The organism is Maribacter polysiphoniae (genome assembly GCF_003148665.1).
Lineage (GTDB): Bacteria > Bacteroidota > Bacteroidia > Flavobacteriales > Flavobacteriaceae > Maribacter_A > Maribacter_A polysiphoniae.
Map to the genome: position 1 here is coordinate 392,088 of NZ_QGGQ01000004.1, position 20,537 is coordinate 412,624.

Annotated in this window: 14 protein-coding genes; 7 read left to right on the forward strand and 7 right to left on the reverse strand. The window is 42.2% G+C overall.

Annotated elements, in window-relative coordinates; translation table 11 throughout:
- Positions 1-7: 7 nt before the first annotated feature.
- The 5 genes from LX92_RS11515 to LX92_RS11535 form a co-directional block, all read right to left on the reverse strand.
- Complete coding sequence (locus LX92_RS11515) at positions 8-1,774, reverse strand: TIM-barrel domain-containing protein (protein ID WP_109650650.1); 1,767 nt, start codon at positions 1,772-1,774, stop codon at positions 8-10.
- Between the two features lie 8 nt (positions 1,775-1,782).
- The gene (locus tag LX92_RS11520; protein ID WP_170117836.1) at positions 1,783-3,216 is read right to left on the reverse strand and encodes a PHP domain-containing protein; all 1,434 of its coding nucleotides are present in this window, start codon (positions 3,214-3,216) and stop codon (positions 1,783-1,785) included.
- A gap of 533 nt (positions 3,217-3,749) precedes the next feature.
- Positions 3,750-5,408: a SusD/RagB family nutrient-binding outer membrane lipoprotein gene (locus tag LX92_RS11525; RefSeq protein WP_211315857.1), complete on the reverse strand. Its 1,659-nt coding sequence runs from the start codon at positions 5,406-5,408 to the stop codon at positions 3,750-3,752.
- A 19-nt stretch (positions 5,409-5,427) separates the two neighbouring features.
- Positions 5,428-8,841, reverse strand: a complete 3,414-nt coding sequence (locus tag LX92_RS11530) for a SusC/RagA family TonB-linked outer membrane protein (RefSeq protein ID WP_211315858.1) — start codon at positions 8,839-8,841, stop codon at positions 5,428-5,430.
- Positions 8,842-8,897: 56 nt separating this feature from the next.
- Positions 8,898-9,848, reverse strand: a complete 951-nt coding sequence (locus tag LX92_RS11535; RefSeq protein ID WP_109650655.1) for a PKD domain-containing protein — start codon at positions 9,846-9,848, stop codon at positions 8,898-8,900.
- Positions 9,849-10,171: 323 nt separating this feature from the next.
- Here LX92_RS11535 and LX92_RS11540 point away from each other — a divergent pair, with 323 nt between their 5' ends.
- From LX92_RS11540 to LX92_RS11570, 7 genes are all read left to right on the forward strand, one after another.
- Positions 10,172-11,416, forward strand: coding sequence for a hypothetical protein (locus tag LX92_RS11540; RefSeq protein ID WP_109650657.1), 1,245 nt, complete (start codon positions 10,172-10,174; stop codon positions 11,414-11,416).
- A complete protein-coding gene (locus LX92_RS11545) occupies positions 11,413-12,831 on the forward strand; it encodes a PhoPQ-activated pathogenicity-related family protein (RefSeq protein ID WP_211315859.1) in 1,419 nt (472 codons plus the stop codon). The genes LX92_RS11540 and LX92_RS11545 overlap by 4 nt, the downstream gene beginning before the upstream one ends.
- On the forward strand, positions 12,815-13,732 hold the full coding sequence (locus LX92_RS11550; protein WP_109650659.1) for an alpha/beta hydrolase: 918 nt from the start codon (positions 12,815-12,817) through the stop codon (positions 13,730-13,732). Before LX92_RS11545 ends, LX92_RS11550 begins: the two co-directional genes overlap by 17 nt.
- Positions 13,733-13,737: 5 nt before the next feature.
- Entirely contained in the window at positions 13,738-14,757 is a 1,020-nt protein-coding gene (locus LX92_RS11555) for a polysaccharide deacetylase family protein (RefSeq protein WP_211315860.1), read from the forward strand.
- A gap of 147 nt (positions 14,758-14,904) precedes the next feature.
- The gene (locus tag LX92_RS11560) at positions 14,905-15,987 is read left to right on the forward strand and encodes a sialidase family protein (protein WP_211315861.1); all 1,083 of its coding nucleotides are present in this window, start codon (positions 14,905-14,907) and stop codon (positions 15,985-15,987) included.
- Positions 15,988-17,394: a neutral/alkaline non-lysosomal ceramidase N-terminal domain-containing protein gene (locus LX92_RS11565; protein WP_109650661.1), complete on the forward strand. Its 1,407-nt coding sequence runs from the start codon at positions 15,988-15,990 to the stop codon at positions 17,392-17,394.
- Positions 17,395-17,404: 10 nt separating this feature from the next.
- Positions 17,405-18,961, forward strand: coding sequence for a hypothetical protein (locus tag LX92_RS11570; protein ID WP_109650663.1), 1,557 nt, complete (start codon positions 17,405-17,407; stop codon positions 18,959-18,961).
- 8 nt (positions 18,962-18,969) lie between these two features.
- Here the strand turns inward: LX92_RS11570 and LX92_RS11575 are convergent, their stop codons facing one another.
- Together LX92_RS11575 and LX92_RS11580 are read right to left on the reverse strand one after the other, a co-directional pair.
- Positions 18,970-19,623, reverse strand: coding sequence for an HAD family hydrolase (locus LX92_RS11575; protein WP_109650665.1), 654 nt, complete (start codon positions 19,621-19,623; stop codon positions 18,970-18,972).
- On the reverse strand, positions 19,601-20,533 hold the full coding sequence (locus tag LX92_RS11580) for a dihydrodipicolinate synthase family protein (protein ID WP_109650667.1): 933 nt from the start codon (positions 20,531-20,533) through the stop codon (positions 19,601-19,603). Before LX92_RS11580 ends, LX92_RS11575 begins: the two co-directional genes overlap by 23 nt.
- Positions 20,534-20,537 lie beyond the last annotated feature (4 nt).

Sequence of the window (20,537 nt, forward strand, 5' to 3'; positions counted from 1 at the left end):
ACCTGTTTTAATAATTGATTCTATACGCACCATTGCTAAAATGACCTGCTGATCTTATTATCAATTTTTTTTGTTTTGGGTCATATTTCCACATTTGTTGTGGCAAATCCCTGTTATCCAAGGTTATTGTTTGGGGAGCCTTTTCTGAATGTATTCTTAAAATATGGGATAATTCACCTCCCTTGAAACTTATGTTTAGCCCCCTGTTTTTAGTCTCATAGGAAATAATCGTTTCCCTTGACGTTTCCACATCATAATATGTGAACGTATTATCTCCTTCGGGATATATCAAAACCGTTATAAAGCCTTCCGAACCACTGTCGCCCAAACCGGTGTATTCCCTTTTGACATCCATGGGAACAATAGCACCTTCTTTGATATAAACCGGAAATCCGTGAAGTGGAAATTCCCTTTCAAATTCAAGGGGTCCTTCCAATAACGTAGTATCATCAAAAAAATAACGCCATTTACCTTCAGGCAACACCACCTCCCTAAGACCGGTATCCTTATAAATTGGGGCAATCAAAAAATCATCCCCGAACATATATTGGTATTTACCCTGTTTTAAAGGTGTCTGTAATTTTCGTCCCCCATTATGGGCACTAATCACATAGTGATACATATAGGGGACCAATTCTGTGTGCAACCATGCATAATTTCTAATAATCCGCAATTCTTGATCGGTTCTTTTCCATAGGCGCCGTTCCCCATGTCCCCCGTTAAGGAATAATCCGCAAAAAGAGGAAAACTGTGCCCATCGTATATAAAGTCTTGGTGGAATGGTTGACCCAGAAAACCCTCCCACATCGGAACCGACAATATTATAGCCAAGTTTGGCACTTTTAAGGATGTTATCAATAGCCGATTCAAAACCCTGTACCCCTTTTAAAGCAATATCTTTCCGTGGGTTGTCATTTTCCTTAATCATTTTATCGGTCACCCATTCGTGTTTTTGATCCCCGACCCAGTTGACGGGTGAGGCATCGATAGGCGCAAACCCTTCCGGATGGTACCCACGGTCGATAGCTCTTGAGAGCGTCAAAAATTCAGGATTCTGTGTTAATCCGTAGGTATACTCATCACGATAATAATGGTCCATATAAGTTCTAGTGGACATCCATCCTGAACTCGTTTTTTTATAGAAAAAAGGTAACGCACCGATTTCCGAGTAAAAAAGAGTCGCTGCGCCGTCCAATTTCCATCCATCAATACCCAAATCAAAGACATTTTGCTGTAATCCCCGCCACCAATCCATGGCCTTGGGGTTGGAATAATCGATAAAGCCCCCTTCGCCTTTCCACCATTCATTAGGTGATTTCGACTTGGCCAAAAACCCTTTCTCCATGCTGTCATCATACCATGTTCTATCTTCCATGACCCTAGTGTCATTGCTGTAACTATTGACCATTGGGGTCATCCAAAGCACAATGCGATACCCTTCATCCTGCAATTTGGGAAACCAAACCTCCGGATCTTTATATCTTATGGTGTCAATCTCAAAATCATTATAACGCACCGACCATGGGCTATCCAACAAAACAGTGCGAACGGGGATATCGTACTCCTTGTATCCCCTTAATAATTCATCGACATAATCCGAAGTATTGACATCGTCTTCCCAAAGCCAGCATTCCAATGCCCAAGCCGGAGTAAGCGGTGGGTTCCCTTGTCGCTGCCCATTAAAAGGAATTCCCCAAACGGGAAGAAACCAATAGAAATAAGCTATGCCCAACAAAAAGACCAATGCCCAAAACGCTATTTTAAGACCTTTCATTCCCACAACTATGCTGTTTTATGAATTGATTTAAAAAAACGTCTATATCCCACCAATAAGGTGATTAGCAAAAAAACTAGACCCACAGGCCCCAAGATTACCATGTATTCGGAATACATGTCACTATAGCCTCTTATATTTTTGTCCTTAAAATAATATACCAAGGCCAAGGTCATCAGAAAAAGGGCACTTATACCCGCCAGTATTATGATCCTTTGATTAAAATCGACTTTTAGGGTATTTATTCGTTTACCCAAAAAACTAAATAATAGTACCCAGAAACACCAAGAAACGACTTGAAAAAGATTGAGTGTCCTGAAATAATCAATTACGGTCAAAAAAGGTCTGAACCATAGATTTGAATCGGTATAAAAGGGTCGGTCCTTATATACCAGTATTCTTATTTTTTCTTGGGGACCTGCTTTTAGAAGGGTTAAAATCGCCTGTTCCTTGGAATCCGGATCCATAGTATTCCAATTGGGTATTTCTAAGGCATTGTAAACCGAACATGCCCTACCATAACCGTGGAAATCGAGTCCACCAACCATTATTAAGTCATTTTCACTACAAAACTTCCTTAATTTTTCAAAAAGGTCACGGTCATAATAGAGGTCACTCCCTACATTCTCGATTTCAAAACCATCAGCCCCTAGATTGCGATAAAACTCTTTTTCTTTTCCCTTACCATCGAACCAGTGGTTTATAATTACCACTCCCCCATGCCGATGAACCGAATCCATTACGGCCCCGTCTGACATTCCTTTTGTTTCGAATGCTCCGTCAAGTCCCAATAAACTCATATGATTGCTCCCGGAATGCTCCTGACCGACCAGGACCAAAGGTGACATGGGGAATGCACCTTTCCGTTGTGCCTGGGCAAATTCCAGGCTTTTTTTATGGTTGGCATGATCTGTAATAAAAAAAGCGTCAAAACCATTTCTTTGATGCCACCGCCACATACCTTTCTGGGAAATCAGTCCATCATGACTATATTCGGTATGGGCATGGGTTGTTACCAAAACAGCGTTTTCGGACTTGTTTACAATGGTATTATTGGGCAATGGAACGAATAAAATGAGTGCGAACATCGAAAAACAAATTCCTGCCAACAGAAGTACATTGACCAATGCGTTCCCTATTTTTTTCTTTTTAAATCCCTCGCGCCCAAATATTCCACTGAAAACAAGATAAATAATCAACACCCACAAGAATAACATCGGCAATTCCCGAAGCGCATAAATTGAACGGTTAAAAAAGAGTAATGGCCCCAATATAGGTTCTAAAATTATTCTCCATATTGAGACACCCACCTCAAAATCAGATTCCGGCAGTCCGGTAAGTGCATTCTCGAAATAAATTTCAAAACGAAATACGACGGACAGGGTGATTATCAAAACGAGAAGAACGGCAACGCCATATTTATTTATCATACCCCTTTTCATACAATCCTGTTTTTTTGACCGGCCCATATCCATGATGTAACCTTGTAACACCCATAATTTCTTGAATGCAGCCGATTATCCCCAATCATATTCCTATTTTGGTAATTCAATCCGATTGATGGTCTTACTACCTAAAACCTTTGTTTTCAATTTAGGAAATCACCTAAAGCGATATCATTTCCCCCTGTAGTTGTTCCAAAGACTATTCATTTGTAATCAAACAAATTAACACTAAAACCCAACCTTATACCACCATAATATTATAGTAAACTTATAATATTTTAACCCTTTGGGGCCTGCAACCTAACATATACCATTTATGGGGTAAAAAAACACCAACGTCCTTTTCGGTACTTATTCATTAAAACACACCGAAACCCTTTTTTCCCTTTATGGGTTAACCCCATCTAACTGCAGAAAAGATAGGAAGCACCCCATCCGTCAAAATACGTTTCAACCTGCACCCTGCTATCAAAAAAAAGGTGCTTCCTATGAAGCACCTTTTATAACGTAATCCGGGAATCAAACCATCATCAGTACGGTTTGTTCGTTCCTTGTAAAAGCCACATTTTGGACCATGCGCTATTATTACTGGAATCATCCCCCAGGAATTCCGTGGGCTCCAATCTATTGACGGCCTGTTCGGCATTTTCCGTATTATTGTCCAATTCATCGATATGGTAATAAAATCGAAGTGGCAATGCTCTTCTTTTGGCCGACTTGCCGGGCTGTAGATCAGGAAGTCCCGTTCTTCTATAATCGAACCAAGCCTCTGATGCAGCAGACCAACTTGCTATCCATTTTTGCTCAAGAATATCATCATAACCGGAATAAGCCGCGGCTCCGGAAATGTAATCGCCATAATCATCTACAACCCCCCAAGCTTTAAAAGATTGTAATATCCCTTCATTATAGTACTGCTCGGCAGACCCCGAAGCCCAGCCTTTCTCAGCTGCTTCCGCTAGTACAAAATTCACTTCGGCAGCGGATATTAAGCGCGCTTGTAGCAAAGGTCCACTAGCCTCTTTATAGATATCGTTTAATTGTGAGGCATGCTTGTTAAAGGTTCCTTGGTTAACATCCTCACTTAGATTATAGGCAGCCCCAAGGGTGAGTCCCGTTGGCAAACCAATATATTCCTTATCATAATCAACTGGGAAACCATATGATGATTCATAGGCATCAACAATGGCCTGTGACACGTGACGCTCACCATCAATTACCTCATCATAATCATCGGGAACATCAGATTCGAGTACTATGGGCTCTGCTACTTTATTGGCCCAAACCCCCAGTCGGGGATCGTCCAATTCCTGCAAGGCATCGACCAAGGTTTTTGCCATTTTAATCCTGAAATAGGCCCCTTGTGAGCTCTCATCAAACTTTGTGTTGGTAGGCCAAGAATCATCACTCGTATTACCTATATAAGCCATATTGGCATCATCCTCAGCATCCAATATCAAAGGATACTTGCTTGGGTTTGACACTATATTGGCGATTCCCTGTTGTGCCAAGGTAGGTTCTTTCTCCGACAATCTCATGTAATAGCGCAAGGCCAATGAATTGGCGAATTTTCGCCATTTTGACACCTCTCCATTATATAAAATATCCTGTTTATCCTCAATTCCGAAATAGGCACCTTCATCTTTGGACAAGAGGGTATTGGCCCTATTCAAATCGGAGAATATATTTTGGTAAATTGATGATTGCTCATCAAAAGGCGAATCGAAATACTCAAACCCCAAATCACCCTTTAATGCCTCAGAATAAGGAGCATCTCCCCACAAATCGGTGATTAGGCCAAACAGATAGGATTTCAAAACCAACCCTACGCCTAGTTGAAAGTCAAGGGCATCGGTCTCGGACTTTTCAATCATTGTCTGATTATTCTTCAATAGGGCATAATAATCTTTCCAACTATGGGAATCATTACTCCAGTCATAGGAATTATGGCCACTTGACCAGCCATCTTTTTGGGTATGTTGTACAACCCCTGCCAAATCCCCAAAACCAAGACCAACGAAAGTCTTACCCGTTCCTTTGATAACTGTGGGCATTAAAAGATTAGGGTCGATTTTCTCTTGCCCCGCAGCATTTGGATTCTCGTTCAAATCTTCCAGACCATGGCAGGCGACAAGGAGAATACCCCCTAAGAACAAAACGACTATTTTATTTTTAATTTGATACATCATGATTCTGTTTAATTTTTAATTAAAAAGTTACGCCGATTTTAATACCTATAGGAACCAACCAAGGTTCTACATTATAACGTTCTATACCTTGTTTAAACTGTGTACCTCTATTTCCACTGCTCGTTTCGGCCTGAAAGGCCCTTTCTGGATCTACACCAAAAGCCGAGTCTTTGGTCCAAAGCATAATATTTCGACTATAGATTGAAAAATTAAGGTTATCAATCCCCATTCGTTCAACGAATTTACTGGGCAAAGTGTACCCCAATGAAATTTCCCTTAATTTGATAAAGTCGGCATCAAACATATGATTGGTTCCAAAATCCCAAGGGTTACTTACCGAAAACGGTATAAAATCGGTTCCGGCGTCACCAAGGTTCTCATGCTCCAATATAAAGTTTCCGGCATCGTCATATGAACCCCTTACCCCAGGAACGAAAACCCCATCATAAACGGCCTGTCCCGATAGATTTTCAACAAAACCACCATTACCTGGCGTACCACCCACTGAATGGAAATTTTCGGCGTAAAGAACCTCATCGGCATGATCTAATACCCATTGCTTCAATTCCGGTCCTGCTTCCGATATGCCTGGATTAACCAAATTATCCAATAGTTGTTGACCGTAACCATCCTCTACCATATATCTTGAGGTTTGGGACATATACTGTCCGCCAGAACGCCAATCGAAAGTCATATTCAAGGAAAAGTTCTTATAGGTGAGTCCGGTTTGTAAGCCCATAATGAAATCGGGATTATAATTCCCTACCTTAAACCATTCATCTTCATTGGCAAGCCATTCGGCATCTTCCCCTTCCCCTATAAAAGGGTAATTGTAATAGGGTGAATTAACATCGGTAACCCTCTTTATTTTCCGGGAATATATATTCCCTACCAAACCATCTTCCCCAGTTTCCGGATTAGCAACGAAGCCTCTGGAAACACTCTTATTATCACTCCAAAACTCAATATAATCAACCCCATCGGACAAGGCCAATATCTTGGATTCGTTGGTTGTATAGTTCACATTGATATCCCAATTCCAATTTTTGGTTTTAATCGGTGTAAAACCCATGGAGATTTCAAAGCCCTTACTCTCCAATACCCCTGCATTCAAGCTCACACTATTAAAGCCCGAAGAACCTGCTATAGGAATGTTCGGTACTATTTGATTTTTATTTTCAACGGTATAATAGGTTCCTTCAAAGCGAAGTCTGTTATTGAACATGGTCAGATCTACACCGTATTCCTGGGATGTAGCTTCCTCTGGTTCCAAGTCGGGGGTATTCAACCCGGTCTGCCCACCGTAAAGCGTGGCATTTTCCCATTCTCCAGCATTATTGTAATAAACCCCCAATTGGTACGGATTGGTATCATTACCTACCTTTGCCCATCCACCGCGAAGTTTAAAAAGGTCCACTTTAGGAATATCGATCAATTCACTTACCAATAAACTTAACGAGGCTGAAGGATAGAAATAAGAACGGTTATCAACCGGTAGTGTACTTGACCAGTCATTTCTGGCCGTTACACTAAGGTATAACAAGTCCATATATCCGATATCGGCAATACCATAAACACTATTGATGGCCCTTTCGGTCAAAAAGCTCGAATAATTCAATGTCCCTGAGGCAATGTTATCCACCGTAAAAAGATTAGGGACCGTAAGTCCTGCCCCATTAGCGGATGAATTGACAAGTCCTGTGTTCTTTTGATACATCAGGTTGCCCCCTGCTGAAATTGAAAAATCAAAATTATCGTAATCCTTGGCATAAGTGGCCAAAAAATCAATATTGGTCTCTAACCCCTCGGTCTTGGCAATACCATAAGTACCATTGTTACTCTCCCTGGTATAGCCCGGTGCCATTTTGGTCTCCTGCGTTTGGTTATAACTGTTCAGGTTATAACTGGTTCTAATATTAAAATCAGGGGACACTTTCCAATCCAACGCAATATTTCCGTAAATCCTATTTCTCGAAAAGCTATTCTTTATTTCATTGGCCAAAAACCATGGGTTCTCATAGTCTTCAGAAAAATTATACACCTCAACACCTGGTAAATCATAATCCTTTATATCCAGGATATTAACGTTCGCCGGTACGGCATATGCCCATTGTAAAGGGTTGGTACCCCTATTCGAAGACGGCCTATTATTGGCATAACTGTTGACATAATTAATATTGGTACTAACCATCAACTTATCGTTCAAATCGGAAGTAGCGGATAATGATATACTGTTACGCTTTAAATCCGAATTTGGAATGATTCCGATATTATCCATGGCCGTTACCCCCAATCTATAATTTATTATGTCCGAACTATTGCTTATGGTCAAGCTATTGGTCGTTGTAATCCCCGTACGCACAAAATTCTGTATATTGTTGGGATAGGACTTCAATTCCGTGGGTACGGGATTGCCGTTGGCATCCTTAGGGGAATTCCATTGCACCGCAAAATACCCCCTATCCAATTCTGGCCCCCCATTACCTCCTGTAGGCAACACATCGGGCATAATATAGCTTCCTCCTTGGGATTCCGGGGAATAAGACAAGTAACCCGAAGCAAAACTATGTTGGGCATCCAAGAACTTATACGGAACGTCAAAAACGGTATTGGACGTTATATTAACTTTCATCTTTTGGTTTTTCTCAGCCTTCTTCGTGGTTATCAATACCACCCCATTACCAGCCCTTGAACCATATAAGGCAGCCGCACTGGCCCCTTTCAATATAGTTACATTGGCAATACTATTGGGATCTAAATCAGAAATGGCATTACCATAATCCACCGGATTTCGATCACCAAACCCTCCAATATTATTCAGGCCGTTGACCACGGGTACCCCGTCGACCACAAAAAGCGGCTGGTTGTCAGAGCTCAGTGAAATCGCCCCCCTAATGACCATACTTACCGAAGACCCGGTTCCTCCAGTTGCATTTAACGAAACCCCGGCTACTTTACCTGAAAGCGAATTCAGGACGTTCTCTTGGGCGACCCTTGTCAATTCCTCGCCAGCCACGTTCTCTACCGAATACCCTAATGATTTGTCCTCCCTTTTTATACCAAGGGCGGTAACCACAACCTCATCCAAGGCTTGGGCACTAATGGCCATAGTAACATTAATTGTTGTTCTACCATTTACCGCTTCTTCACGGGACATGAATCCAATATAGGAGAAGACCAAGGTTCCGGTTGCAGGTACTTCAATGGAATAATTACCGTCAAAATCGGTAGTCTTTCCTATAGCAGTACCCTTTAATACAATACTGACCCCCGGCAAAGGCATACCATCCTCTTCAGACACGACTGTTCCGGTCACCGTAATGGTACTTTGGGCCCATACGGAATGAATGCCGAAAAGCAGGAACATCAGAAAAAACAAAGCAGAAAACCGCTTGATGTTTTTCTTAGTGTAATAATAAAAGTGCTTATCCATAATCGATTTAGTATAAATTGGTTATTGTTAGTTTTGGTTTAAAAAACGCTTTCTGTCTACTCAACCGTTTCAAAGGTCAATATAACCGCGTTGGTATTTATCCCTATATAGTCCTGGGATGCAGCTAAGAACATGACCAATCGCATGGAATTCGATGAGATATCCTGAAGGATTACCTTATTCTCAAAATCCTTAAGGCCAATAAACTCATTCCCTGAAAAATCAAGCGTGGTGACCCCTTCATAGGAAATTGCACCGCCTTCGCCATACACCGACGATGTAGTCATGGTATCATTTTCGGCATATGTAAAGGTTGCATCCGTTTCAGGTTCAAACAATCCAGTACAAAGACCAAAATCACTACCTCCATCATTTACGATACCTGCGCCTCCGGTTGTCACAAATTGATATAACAATCCACTAAAAGCCGCACCATCATCCTTTACATCATGGCCATAACTTCCATCAAAGTAAAAAGTAAACTCGTCCTCATATACTTCAGCCATTCCTAGTCCAGATCCGAAGATTCCCCCTGGCAATGGATTTGGTGCCCCTTCAAAAGGTGATAAATCGGCATCTGAATTCGCAAAATAATCATTCCCCGAATGACCGTTTGATATCCGCCATGTTTTACCATCAGTATCATTGGCACCACCTGTCAAAAGCACATATGGCGTAATATCCAATGCCAGTTCAACCTCCTTGGCTATAGTTGCACCCGAATTATCGGTCACCGTAAGAACCGCAGTATAATAACCTGCTTCCCCATAGACGTGAACCGGGTTTTGTTCGCTACTTTCCGTACCATCCCCAAAATCCCATTTCCATGATGCCGCATTATTTGTCAAGCCATGGAAAGCAACTTTCTTCCCTTTTACAGAATGATAAATATCAGCGGTAAACGGAATAACGCTTTTTGCCTCATCGTCGTCAGTATTACAGGACACTATGGTCAATAATACCGAAAAACAGAGTCCTGATAATAGGTATACATACTTTTTTCTCATAACTGAATTTGATTTTAATGCCTCCGCAAAACTGGATATAATTTGATACACCAGTCTTAATTTTGAGTTATATAACTGTTAAATAAAAATCACAATATCCTCAAATTTATATCCAATTACTTCAATATAATTCAATTATTTTATTAATTAATGAACATATCTTAACCCAGCAGTTGTTTTTTAAAGATTAATTTTACAAAACATATCAATATTTTGACACTTTTATGAAAATCAATAAGGACTTGTCATATTTAACAAATCCAATTTGTTATCGGCACAGCAGGTATATTTTCAACAGAAGGTTCTTACTTATAGTCCACTTAATGTTTTTTGTGTTTATATGCGGTGCGCAAGACTTAAAAGTCGGATGTGCCAAACGTGTATTGACACCAAATCCCTTACTTCCTGTTTCTGGTGGTGTGGGACTCCCCAAACCTGCAGAAATCAAGAAAGGCGATCTTTATGTTCGCGCTATGGTTTTGACGAAGGGCACCGAAAAAATAGCGATCGTATCCATTGACAACCTGGGTTGGCCGGCCGCTCTCGGAAACAAATCAAGGAGTCTGATCAAGGAGATACCAAGCGAGAACATTCTTATAGGTGCGACGCATACACACAGCGCTCCCGATGCCTATGCCTTTCCTAATTCTGAAGGCATCCATGGTGCGGACCTTGAATACCTGGATTGGTGTACCGTCCAAGTGGCTGAAACCATTAAGGAAGCACTCAAGAATACAGAACCTGCCCAATTAAAGATAGCTGTTGGGAAAGCGGAAGGAAAAATCGCTTACAACTATTATGCCCCTGACCTCTACGACCCCCGTTGTGGTGTAATCCAGGCTATTGGCACTCAAGGAAAGAACAAGGGCAAACCCATTGTCACCCTTGTAAACTATGCCATTCACCCTGAAGTTATTGGCAGCAACCGAGGCATATTGAGTCCGGATCTGGTGGGTCCCTTAAACGAAAAGATAGAAGCGGAAACCGGTGGAATGGGCATTTTCATGAACGGTGCCCAAGGAGGTATGGTCACCGCCGACAATCGTTTGGCCGATGGTAAGGAAGCCGGTAATTGGGAAGAATGTATACGCATAGGAAATCTTTTGGCCTCTGAAGCATTACGAATTGTAAAGGACGCACCAGTACAAAAGAACGCGGATATCCTCTGTACATACAAAAAGGTAGCATTCCCCATTGAATCAGCCATGTTGCGCTTTATCCTAAAAAATTCCCCTCTGAGTATGGGGTCTTCCGATGGACAATCAATTCAAACAACGATCAACCTATTAAATATAGGTAGCGCACAAATATTGACCATACCCGGTGAGGCCTTGCCCAATATCGGTTTTTATCTAAAACGCAAAATGAATACCGGCCACCCCTTTCTTTTTGGTCTGACCAATGATGCTTTTGGCTACATTTTGACCAAGGAAGACTTCAACAGTTTTGAAAGATACAAATACATCAGTCGAACCAGCTTAGGTGAGATGACCGGTGAAATACTCATATCGGCATCCCTCGATTTAATTAATAATAGTCCAAAACCCAAAAAAACAGATACCCAATGACAACAAACTCATTTGTACACAGGTATGGGATCCTTGCCCTTACCCTTTCCTTTACGCTAATATGGTCATGTAAGAATACGAGTAAGTCCAATAAAGATACGATGGCTTCACTTTCCTTAACGGAATCCAAGCCTACCCCAAAAACCGCATTGCAAAGCTATTTGAAAAATGGCGATACCACCTACAATTGGGTAGTCAAGGATTCTTTTTCCATAGGGGGTGTAACCGCTTACGACCTTTTGTTAACCTCGCAAAAATGGCGTGAATTCACCTGGAAACACCAATTGACCCTTATGGTACCAGCAGAAATCAATTACGATGGGGCATTACTTTTTATTACAGGAGGAAGTCAATCCAATGGTATGCCCAATTGGAAATCAAAAGAGAAAACCGGAAGCGAAAGTGGTGCAATGGCCCAGATTGCCGAAAAAAACAAGGCAATCGTAGGCATTTTGCGACAGGTGCCCATGCAACCTTTATATGAAGGGGACTTAGTTGAAGACCAATTGATTTCCTATACCTTACATAACTATAAGAAAGATAAGGATCTATCATGGCCACTCCTATTCCCTATGGTCAAAAGCGCAGTACGCGGTATGGATGCCATTCAAGAATTCTCTGAGAAGAAACTACACCATCCCGTATCCCGATTTACGGTCACAGGGGCATCAAAACGCGGATGGACGACTTGGTTGACCGGGGCCAGTGATGAGCGTGTAGAAGCCATCGGACCCATGGTCATCGATGTACTCAATATGCCGATAAGCCTTGATTACCATATTGAGGCCTGGAAAGAGTACAGTATACAAATCAATGACTATATCAAACTTGAAATTCCCCAAACAGTCAATACCGAAGATGGCAATGCCCTAACCCAAATGATCGACCCATACTCCTATCGTGATCAATTGACCATGCCCAAAATTATATTTATCGGCACCAATGATGAATATTGGCCGGTTGATGCCATTAAGAATTATATCAATGATATTCCGGGTGAGAATTATATACATTACACCCCGAATGCCGGACATAACCTCAATGGGGGAGAAAAAGCATTGAAAGCCCTCAGTGCCTTTTGGGGCAGAACGTTAGCCAAAAAACCGTATGCCGATTTGGAATATGAGCTTTCAACCGATAAATCCTCGGCGCTATTAAAAGTTGGATCCGATGATGAAAACCTAACATCGGCCTTCCTTTGGTCAGCCAATTCCGAGGATCGTGATTTTAGGGATGAAAAATGGGATTCCATACCTGTGGAATTTTCCGGCCATGGGGAGGTACAAGAGCGAATCCCATTCCCAAAAGAAGGATTCAAGGCCTTTTATCTTGACCTCGAATACAAAGATTCCAACGGTGGCACCTATACCAAGAGCACCCGTATGTATTTGGCCGACGATGATGAAGTACTCTAAAAACAAACGTAATTGGCTAATCGGTATAAGCCTAATGGGCTTGGCCGCCTTGGGGGTATTCAAGTTGTTTTTTGACCCAAGTACCACGTTTCCCGTTTCGGATTATTATGAATACGACAAAGCCATTCCGCTGAAGGATACGACACATATAATTTTGGATACTACCGATTATCAAATGTTCAGCATTTCGTACACCAGTATCCATGATCAAAGGGTTAACGGATTATTAAGTATCCCCAAGAGCAGTTCAAAACCCTTGCCGACCATTATACTCATGCACGGCCTTGGAGACCACAAAGCCGTTGATTACGTCGCATATGGGAACGAACTCTTCCTTAAAAATGGTTATGCCGTATTGCGTATAGATATTAGCGCACATGGTGATAGGGAAAAAGACTTCTATGACTTCGACCTCACAGGTCCCAACAAATACTGGACACGCAATATCGTTAGTCAGACTGTTTTTGATTTGCGACGTGCGATAGACCTAATCGAGACAAAGCCAGAGCTCGACCCCGGTAAAATTGGATATTATGGCATTAGTCTGGGGGGTATCATCGGCTCCATATTTTGCAGTGTTGACGATCGGGTAAAAGTCCCTGTATTGGCATTGGCAGGGGGGCAATTGAATTTATTGTATGGGAAACAGGCTGCTACGAAGGAGGTCAAAGACTTTCTCGGCATCATTGAACCCCTCAATTTCATAGCCGATATTTCACCGAGGCCTTTGTTAATGTTAAATGCAAAAAACGATGAGATCGTACCACCTATTATGAGTAAATTACTTTACAGAAAAGCCAAAAAAGAAAAAGAAATAATTTGGTACGATGCCAAACATAGGGATGCTCCCCTTGATATTATTTTCGGTGATGGATTGGATTGGTTTAATCAATATTTATAAAAAAAATGAAAAATTACAAGCACTTAACAACCATTCTCTATTTTTTGATTCTATTCTCAGGATGCAAGGAGAAAAAGACCCCTACCACTACTCCCGAAACCACGATGGCAAACTCCGAAATCAATAAAAACCCCAGTACCTGGGCGGAGAAATTGGGTTGGCCAGCGGATAAAAAAGTCATTTTACTACACGCCGATGATATCGGCATGTGCCCCGAAGCCAATATTGCCGCAAAGAAGCAATTGACTGACGGGGTCATACAATCCGCTGCGGTAATGATTCCATGCCCCAACGCCCAGGAATTCATATCATGGGCCAAGGAAAACCAAAAATTGGACATAGGCCTTCACCTTACCTTGACCAGCGAATGGAAAACGTATCGCTGGGGCACTGTATCGGATAAATCCGAAGTACCGGGACTATTGGACGAGGAACATAAAATGTGGCATGAGGTACCCCAAGTAGTGCAACATGCCAGTGCGACAGAAATTGAAAAGGAAATAAGGGCGCAAATAGAACAATCCTTGGCCTGGGGTTATCGGCCAGACCATATCGACACCCACATGGGCACCTTATTTGGACATCCCTCCTACGTAAAAGTCTATATGAAGGTCGCACAGGAATATGGCATACCTGCCAATATAATAGACATATCCAATCCAAAAGTACTGGCAGAGTTCAGAAGTCAAGGTTACCCCATGGATGATAGTGTGGTTAGGATGACCGAAGCGTATAGCCTACCTAAACTCGATTATTTCACCAGTGTTCCCAAGGCCAAAACCTATCCCGAAAAAATCGCCAACTTTAAAAAGCTTATTGGCTCCTTGGATTCCGGACTTACCGAAATCATTTTCCATCCATCGGTGCTTACCGAAAACTTAAAGGGTATTACGAACTCTTGGCAACAACGCTCTTGGGAGGCACAAATGTTTTCCGACCCGGAACTCATCCAATTTTTCAAGGATGAAGGGATAATATTTACCAATTGGAGGGAAATCATGGAGCGTTTTCAAAAACAGAAATAATTCAACTATCCTAACACCCAATACCATTAAAACCGAAAAAACATTCAGCTATAGACAATATTTAATGTGTTTCGAATAATATTCAAGTAGCCTTGTGTTTAGATTAAGGTGTTATTTGTAATATATAAAATTTCAAATCCAAAAGGTATGAGACAATTTACTTTTTTCGCCCTGGTATTAATGATTTTCTCTTGTAAGGAAAAGTCTCCCCAATTACCCAAGGTCGTTCCCTTAAACCACCCAGCCGTGATCACCGAAGAATTCATTTATGAGATAGACAAGGCACCCACACCCGAGTGTCATGCCTCAACGGTAGCCGTAAGTAATGGGGTGATCGTCGCATCCTGGTTTGGTGGCACCAAGGAAAAAAACAAGGATGTAGGCATCTGGGTCGCTCGTAGAACGAACGGAAAATGGTCTTCCCCTATTGAAATCATCAATGGGGTACAGGAAGATGGCACCCGCTACCCGTGTTGGAATCCTGTTTTATTCAAACCTAAGGGAAAGCCGCTCTATTTGTTTTATAAGGTAGGCCCCAGTCCACAAGAATGGTGGGGACTTTATATGACCTCTAAAGACAATGGCCAAACATGGTCAGAACCGACAGAACTTCCTAAAGGCATTTTAGGCCCCATAAAAAACCAACCGATTCAACTGGCCGATGGAACCATTTTGTCCCCATCGAGCAACGAAACCACTTCCGGGGATTGGACCGTTCATTTAGAGTATAGTATGGATAGTGCAAACACATGGACCAAATCGAAACCTTTGAACCTACCAGAGGAATTTGGGGCCATACAACCTGTGATATTGAATTACGGAAACGGAAAGTTACAAGTATTGAGCCGTACCAAAAATGGTGTTGTAAGTGAAAACTGGTCCGATGACCATGGAAAAACCTGGAGCGCCATGACGGCTACTTCGTTACCGAACCCAAATTCAGGAATCGATGGGACCAGCCTTCTAGATGGACGACAATTTCTGGTGTATAACCCTACCGATAAAAATTGGGGTGACCGGGTACCTTTGAGTATTGGACTTTCAAAGGATGGCAAAAACTGGGACCGGGTGCTCGACTTGGAACCCTTACGCGAGAATACGGATAAGGAAGGAGAGGAATATTCCTATCCCACCGCTTTACAAGCTGAGGACGGAAAAATACATATCGTCTATACGTGGAACAGGAAAACGGTCAAATATGTGGTCATTGACCCCGTAAAACTTCAATAAATGAAAACAAAAAGATGGCATCGGCGACTTTTAAGGGTTTTTGCGACCCTCCTTGTCATCTTCCTTTTCCTCTTTATTTTTGCCACAAGGGCTATTGACAATACTCCGTATTTCGAAACGGACTATTACAAAAACACCATCGTGAACATGGATAGCGAAGTCAAAAGCATGACTGAAGCCAAAGGCTTGCTCTATTCAGGTTTCGCCAAGGTGAATATTACCCCGAAAATCGTTGAAGGCAACGCCGATGATACCAAAGGGGAATTCAATGCCATAAGAATGGCCGGTTATGGGGACGGAAAAATTGCAAAAGGTGCTCACGACCCATTATATGCAAAGGCCATTTCCCTTCAGGTCAATACCAAGGAAATAGTACTAATAAGTGCCGATATGGTCTTGATTCCCGAATCGGTAGTACTTCAAGTTTCGGAAAATCTAAAAAATAGGATTTCAAGAAAACAACTCTTTTTTGGTGCTACGCATACCCATGCCAGTATAGGCAATTGTATACCCGGTTTTGTTGGGGAAAGTTTTGGCGGGGAATTCAACCCTAAGGTGGTTCAATGGCTCAGTGATAAATTCACCTCCCTTATTTTAAAAGCATTGGACGACAAACAACCCTCAAAATTTGGATCCGGATATGTACAAATGCCGCACTTGGTACGAAATCGGATTATTGGTGAAACCGGCCGTCTCAATTCAAAATTTACCCTGTTATCAATCATTCAAGACAATGGGAAACATGCCGTCGCTGGTATTTTTTCGGCCCATGCCACCACAATTGGCCCTTGGAACGATACGTTCAGCGCCGACTACCCTGGCTACTTTCAGCGAGGTCTTGAAGCCAAGGGAATCGATTATGCCCTGTTTTTTGCCGGTACGGTAGGCAGCCAATCAAACAAAGGAAAAGGCAAAAAGTTCGATAAGGTGAAATATATCGGAGAAACTTTGGCTGACTCCGCAAAAGCAACACTTAACAAAATGCAATATGATTCGATCATGAATCTATCTGTCATCTCCCCTGAATTGGAAATACCCCGATTACAGGCTTTCTATGTGTCAGACAGCCGAAGATTTTCCCCGGCGGCAAGTCGACTGTTGATGCCTGAATTAAAATCGGTTTATATACAAGGACTACGATTAAATAACCTGATATGGATCGCCATGCCCTATGAACTGAGTGGTGAATATGGGATAGACCTCAAAAATGCCTTGGAACTAAAAGGCTATAATTCCGCCATGACGAGTTTTAACGGCCAATATCTTGGCTATATCGTTCCCTCGAAATATTATTATTACGATACGTATGAAGCCCGTTTGATGGGGTGGTACGGCCCTAGTATGGGCGATTATTTAATGGAACTGAACTATAGGTTGGCAAATATCCTCACACATTCACGATTATAATCCCAATAGTATGAAAAAAGTATTAAAAGTATTAGGCCTTCTGATTTTATTGATTGCCTTAATCATTGGCGGTATTTTTATCTATAACTGGCGCGATAGACACCCCAATTATAACATTGACCTGAAAACGATAAGCCAAAACCCTAGCCCCATAAAAGCCGGTTTTGCCAAACGCCCCATAACCCCGACTATTGTTGACACATGGAATGATGCCAATGGTGATAACAAATACAACGAGAAGGATGGGGACACCTATAACGACAATAACGACAATGGCACTTTTGATGCTTTCTGGATAGCCGGGATGAGCAATGCCAAACCTGCCCAAGGTGTTCATGATGATGTATGGTCGAGGGTAATGGTACTCGACGATGGTAAAAGTCGTGTTGCGATGGTATCCTTGGATGCCATTGGGTTCTTACATGGTGATATCATTGATATAAGAAAAAGGATCCCTAAGGAATTAGGTATCGATTATACCCTAATCGCTTCAACCCATACCCACGAAAGTAACGACCTGGTCGGTATTTGGGGTGAAAACATGTTCAATTCAGGGGTAAACCCGGAAATGTTGGAGTACGTCAAAGAACAAACTGTTGCTGCCGTTACCGAAGCGGTTAACAATCTTCGATCGGCAAAACTGGTTTTTGCTGAAGATTTAACGGAAAGGGATTCCGTACTGATCAAAGACACCCGGAAACCCATTGTAAAAGCTACTGGAATCCATTTAATGCAAGTTCTTGACGCCAATACCGATGCGACTTTAGGTACGCTTATCAATTGGTCTAACCACCCGGAAACGTTGTGGAGTCAAAACCTTTTGATCAGCTCCGATTTCCCCCATTATGTGAGGGAGGCCATTGAAAATGGGGTTTATAGTAACAATGAGCTTAAAGAGAAAGGTTTAGGAGGAGTCGCCATTTATTTCTCAGGGGTTATAGGTGGATTAATGGCCCCCCATCCTTCCATTTCCATTGAAGACCCTTATACGGGGGAATCCTTCGCTTTGCCCACTTATGAAAAAACAAAGGCGTTAGGGGACCAATTGGCACTAATGTCTTTGGAAGCTTTACGTAAAAGAGGCGATACCATGGCTACCTCAAATATTTCATTACGGGCTAAAACAATCTTGGCCCCTTTGGACAATACAACGTTTAAGATCGCAAGTGGCATTGGATTGATAAAAATGGGGGTCCCCGAATATTTTAAAACCCGTACCGAGGTCGGGGCCATTCGAATCGGACCTGCCATGTTCCTGAGTATTCCGGGAGAAATCTATCCTGAAATCATTTTTGGGGGCGTTGAAGCACCTGAAGGGCGGGAATTCGACATACAACCCTTAGAGACCCCCCCTATCCAAGAATTCATCAAAGACAAATACAAATTCTATTTAGGACTTTCGAACGATGAAATCGGGTATATTATACCGAAAAGTGAATGGGACACCGAAGAACCTTACCTCTATCTGGATAAGCGCGATACGTATGGGGAAGAAAATTCCCTGGGTCCTGAGACTGGCCCCCTTATCTATAACTCCCTAATAGAGGTCATTAACGATTTGGAATAAATCGATGCCTAAGCATTGAACTTGCTTATAAAATCGACGGTGATATCGGAATAGGCCGATATAATACGATCGGCAAGGGTCAATCGATCAGGCTTTTCACTATTCGTTATAGCAACACATGCCATACCCGCTGCCTTGGCCGATTTCACCCCATTTTCAGAATCTTCGATAACCAAACACCTATCGGGCTGGACACCTAGCTTTTCCGCAGTAAGCACATAGGGTTCTGGGTCGGGTTTTCCTTTTTGAACATCCTGGGAAGTTACCACCACTTCAAAATAGGGATGGAGTTTCAATAAGTCAATGACCGCACTTGCCTCCTCGTAGGTAGAGCTTGTCGTTAAAGCGAGATTGTAGTTTTCATGTAGTCTTTTGATCAAATCAAGGACCCCATCAAAAATTTTGAGATTGTCTTTGACCAAAATCGTGTAATAGCGTGTTTTGGAAGCCATCAAATCATTTATTTCCACATGTGCGATACCATAGGTCTCCATAATATCCTTAAACGCGGAAACATCGGTTCTTCCCAAACAGAACTTTCGATAAATTTCAGGGGACATTTCAAAGCCTATTTCCTTAAAAGCCCTTTCCGTGGCCAATTCATGGCAATCCTCGTCATCGGTAATGACCCCGTTCATATCAAAAATGATGGTCGTTATCATAATCTAATTTTAATTTTGCCTCTAGTTCCAGAATGCGGTTTATATGTTTATTGGCAATTTCCTGATGCACCCGGTCAAAGGGCAAACAGGGTTGTCTAACATTTGGCGTCGGGTATATCCCCTGTCTGTATAAAAGCTGTTTGAAAAAATTAATGGAAATATCCAAATGCTGGTTTGAGAAAGCCAAAATCGGTACGATCTGTCTGAACAATTTTTCGGATTCATTGATCTTACCTTGCTCAAACAACCTATAAATGGCCGTATATATAAAGTGCATTCCTGTGGGCATGAAGGCATGAACACCCCTTTGCAGCCCCTCGATCATTTGCGATACGGCCCACCCGCCACTAACATTCAGGCGCCCCTTGGTCAATTCCAAGATCCGTGAATATTTAATGCCTGCCGGAACCGTTTCAATTTTAAGACAACGAAAAGACGCTACATTCTCAAATAGTTCGCATATAAGATCGTCAGGTAAGCCATAACCCGTGGCATCCCAATCCTGAAGCATGATCATTTGGGGACCAAGTGCCGCCAATTCATAAAAGTGTGCTTTGAAACGCTCTTCGCCATCGTATGGGATTTGGAACAATACATTATCGCACCCCAATGCAAGATACTGCCGCAGCAATATTTTACTTTTAGCCAAATCGGTTTCCCCTGCCCCTGCAATTACGGGAACCTTGCCATTTACCGTTTCAAGCACGGTAGCCACCATTCCGAGGCGTTCACTATCGGACAACTTGTAAACCTCTGCGGCCATCGCCGGAACCAAAAAACCTGCCACTCCGGCACCTAAGGCCTCCTTTACATGGTTGCTAAGCGCCCCGTGATCAATAGTATCATTACGGTCAAAAGGTGTATTGAGTACGGTAACGATGCCCCTTAGGGGATAGGTTTCTTTTTTCAAAATA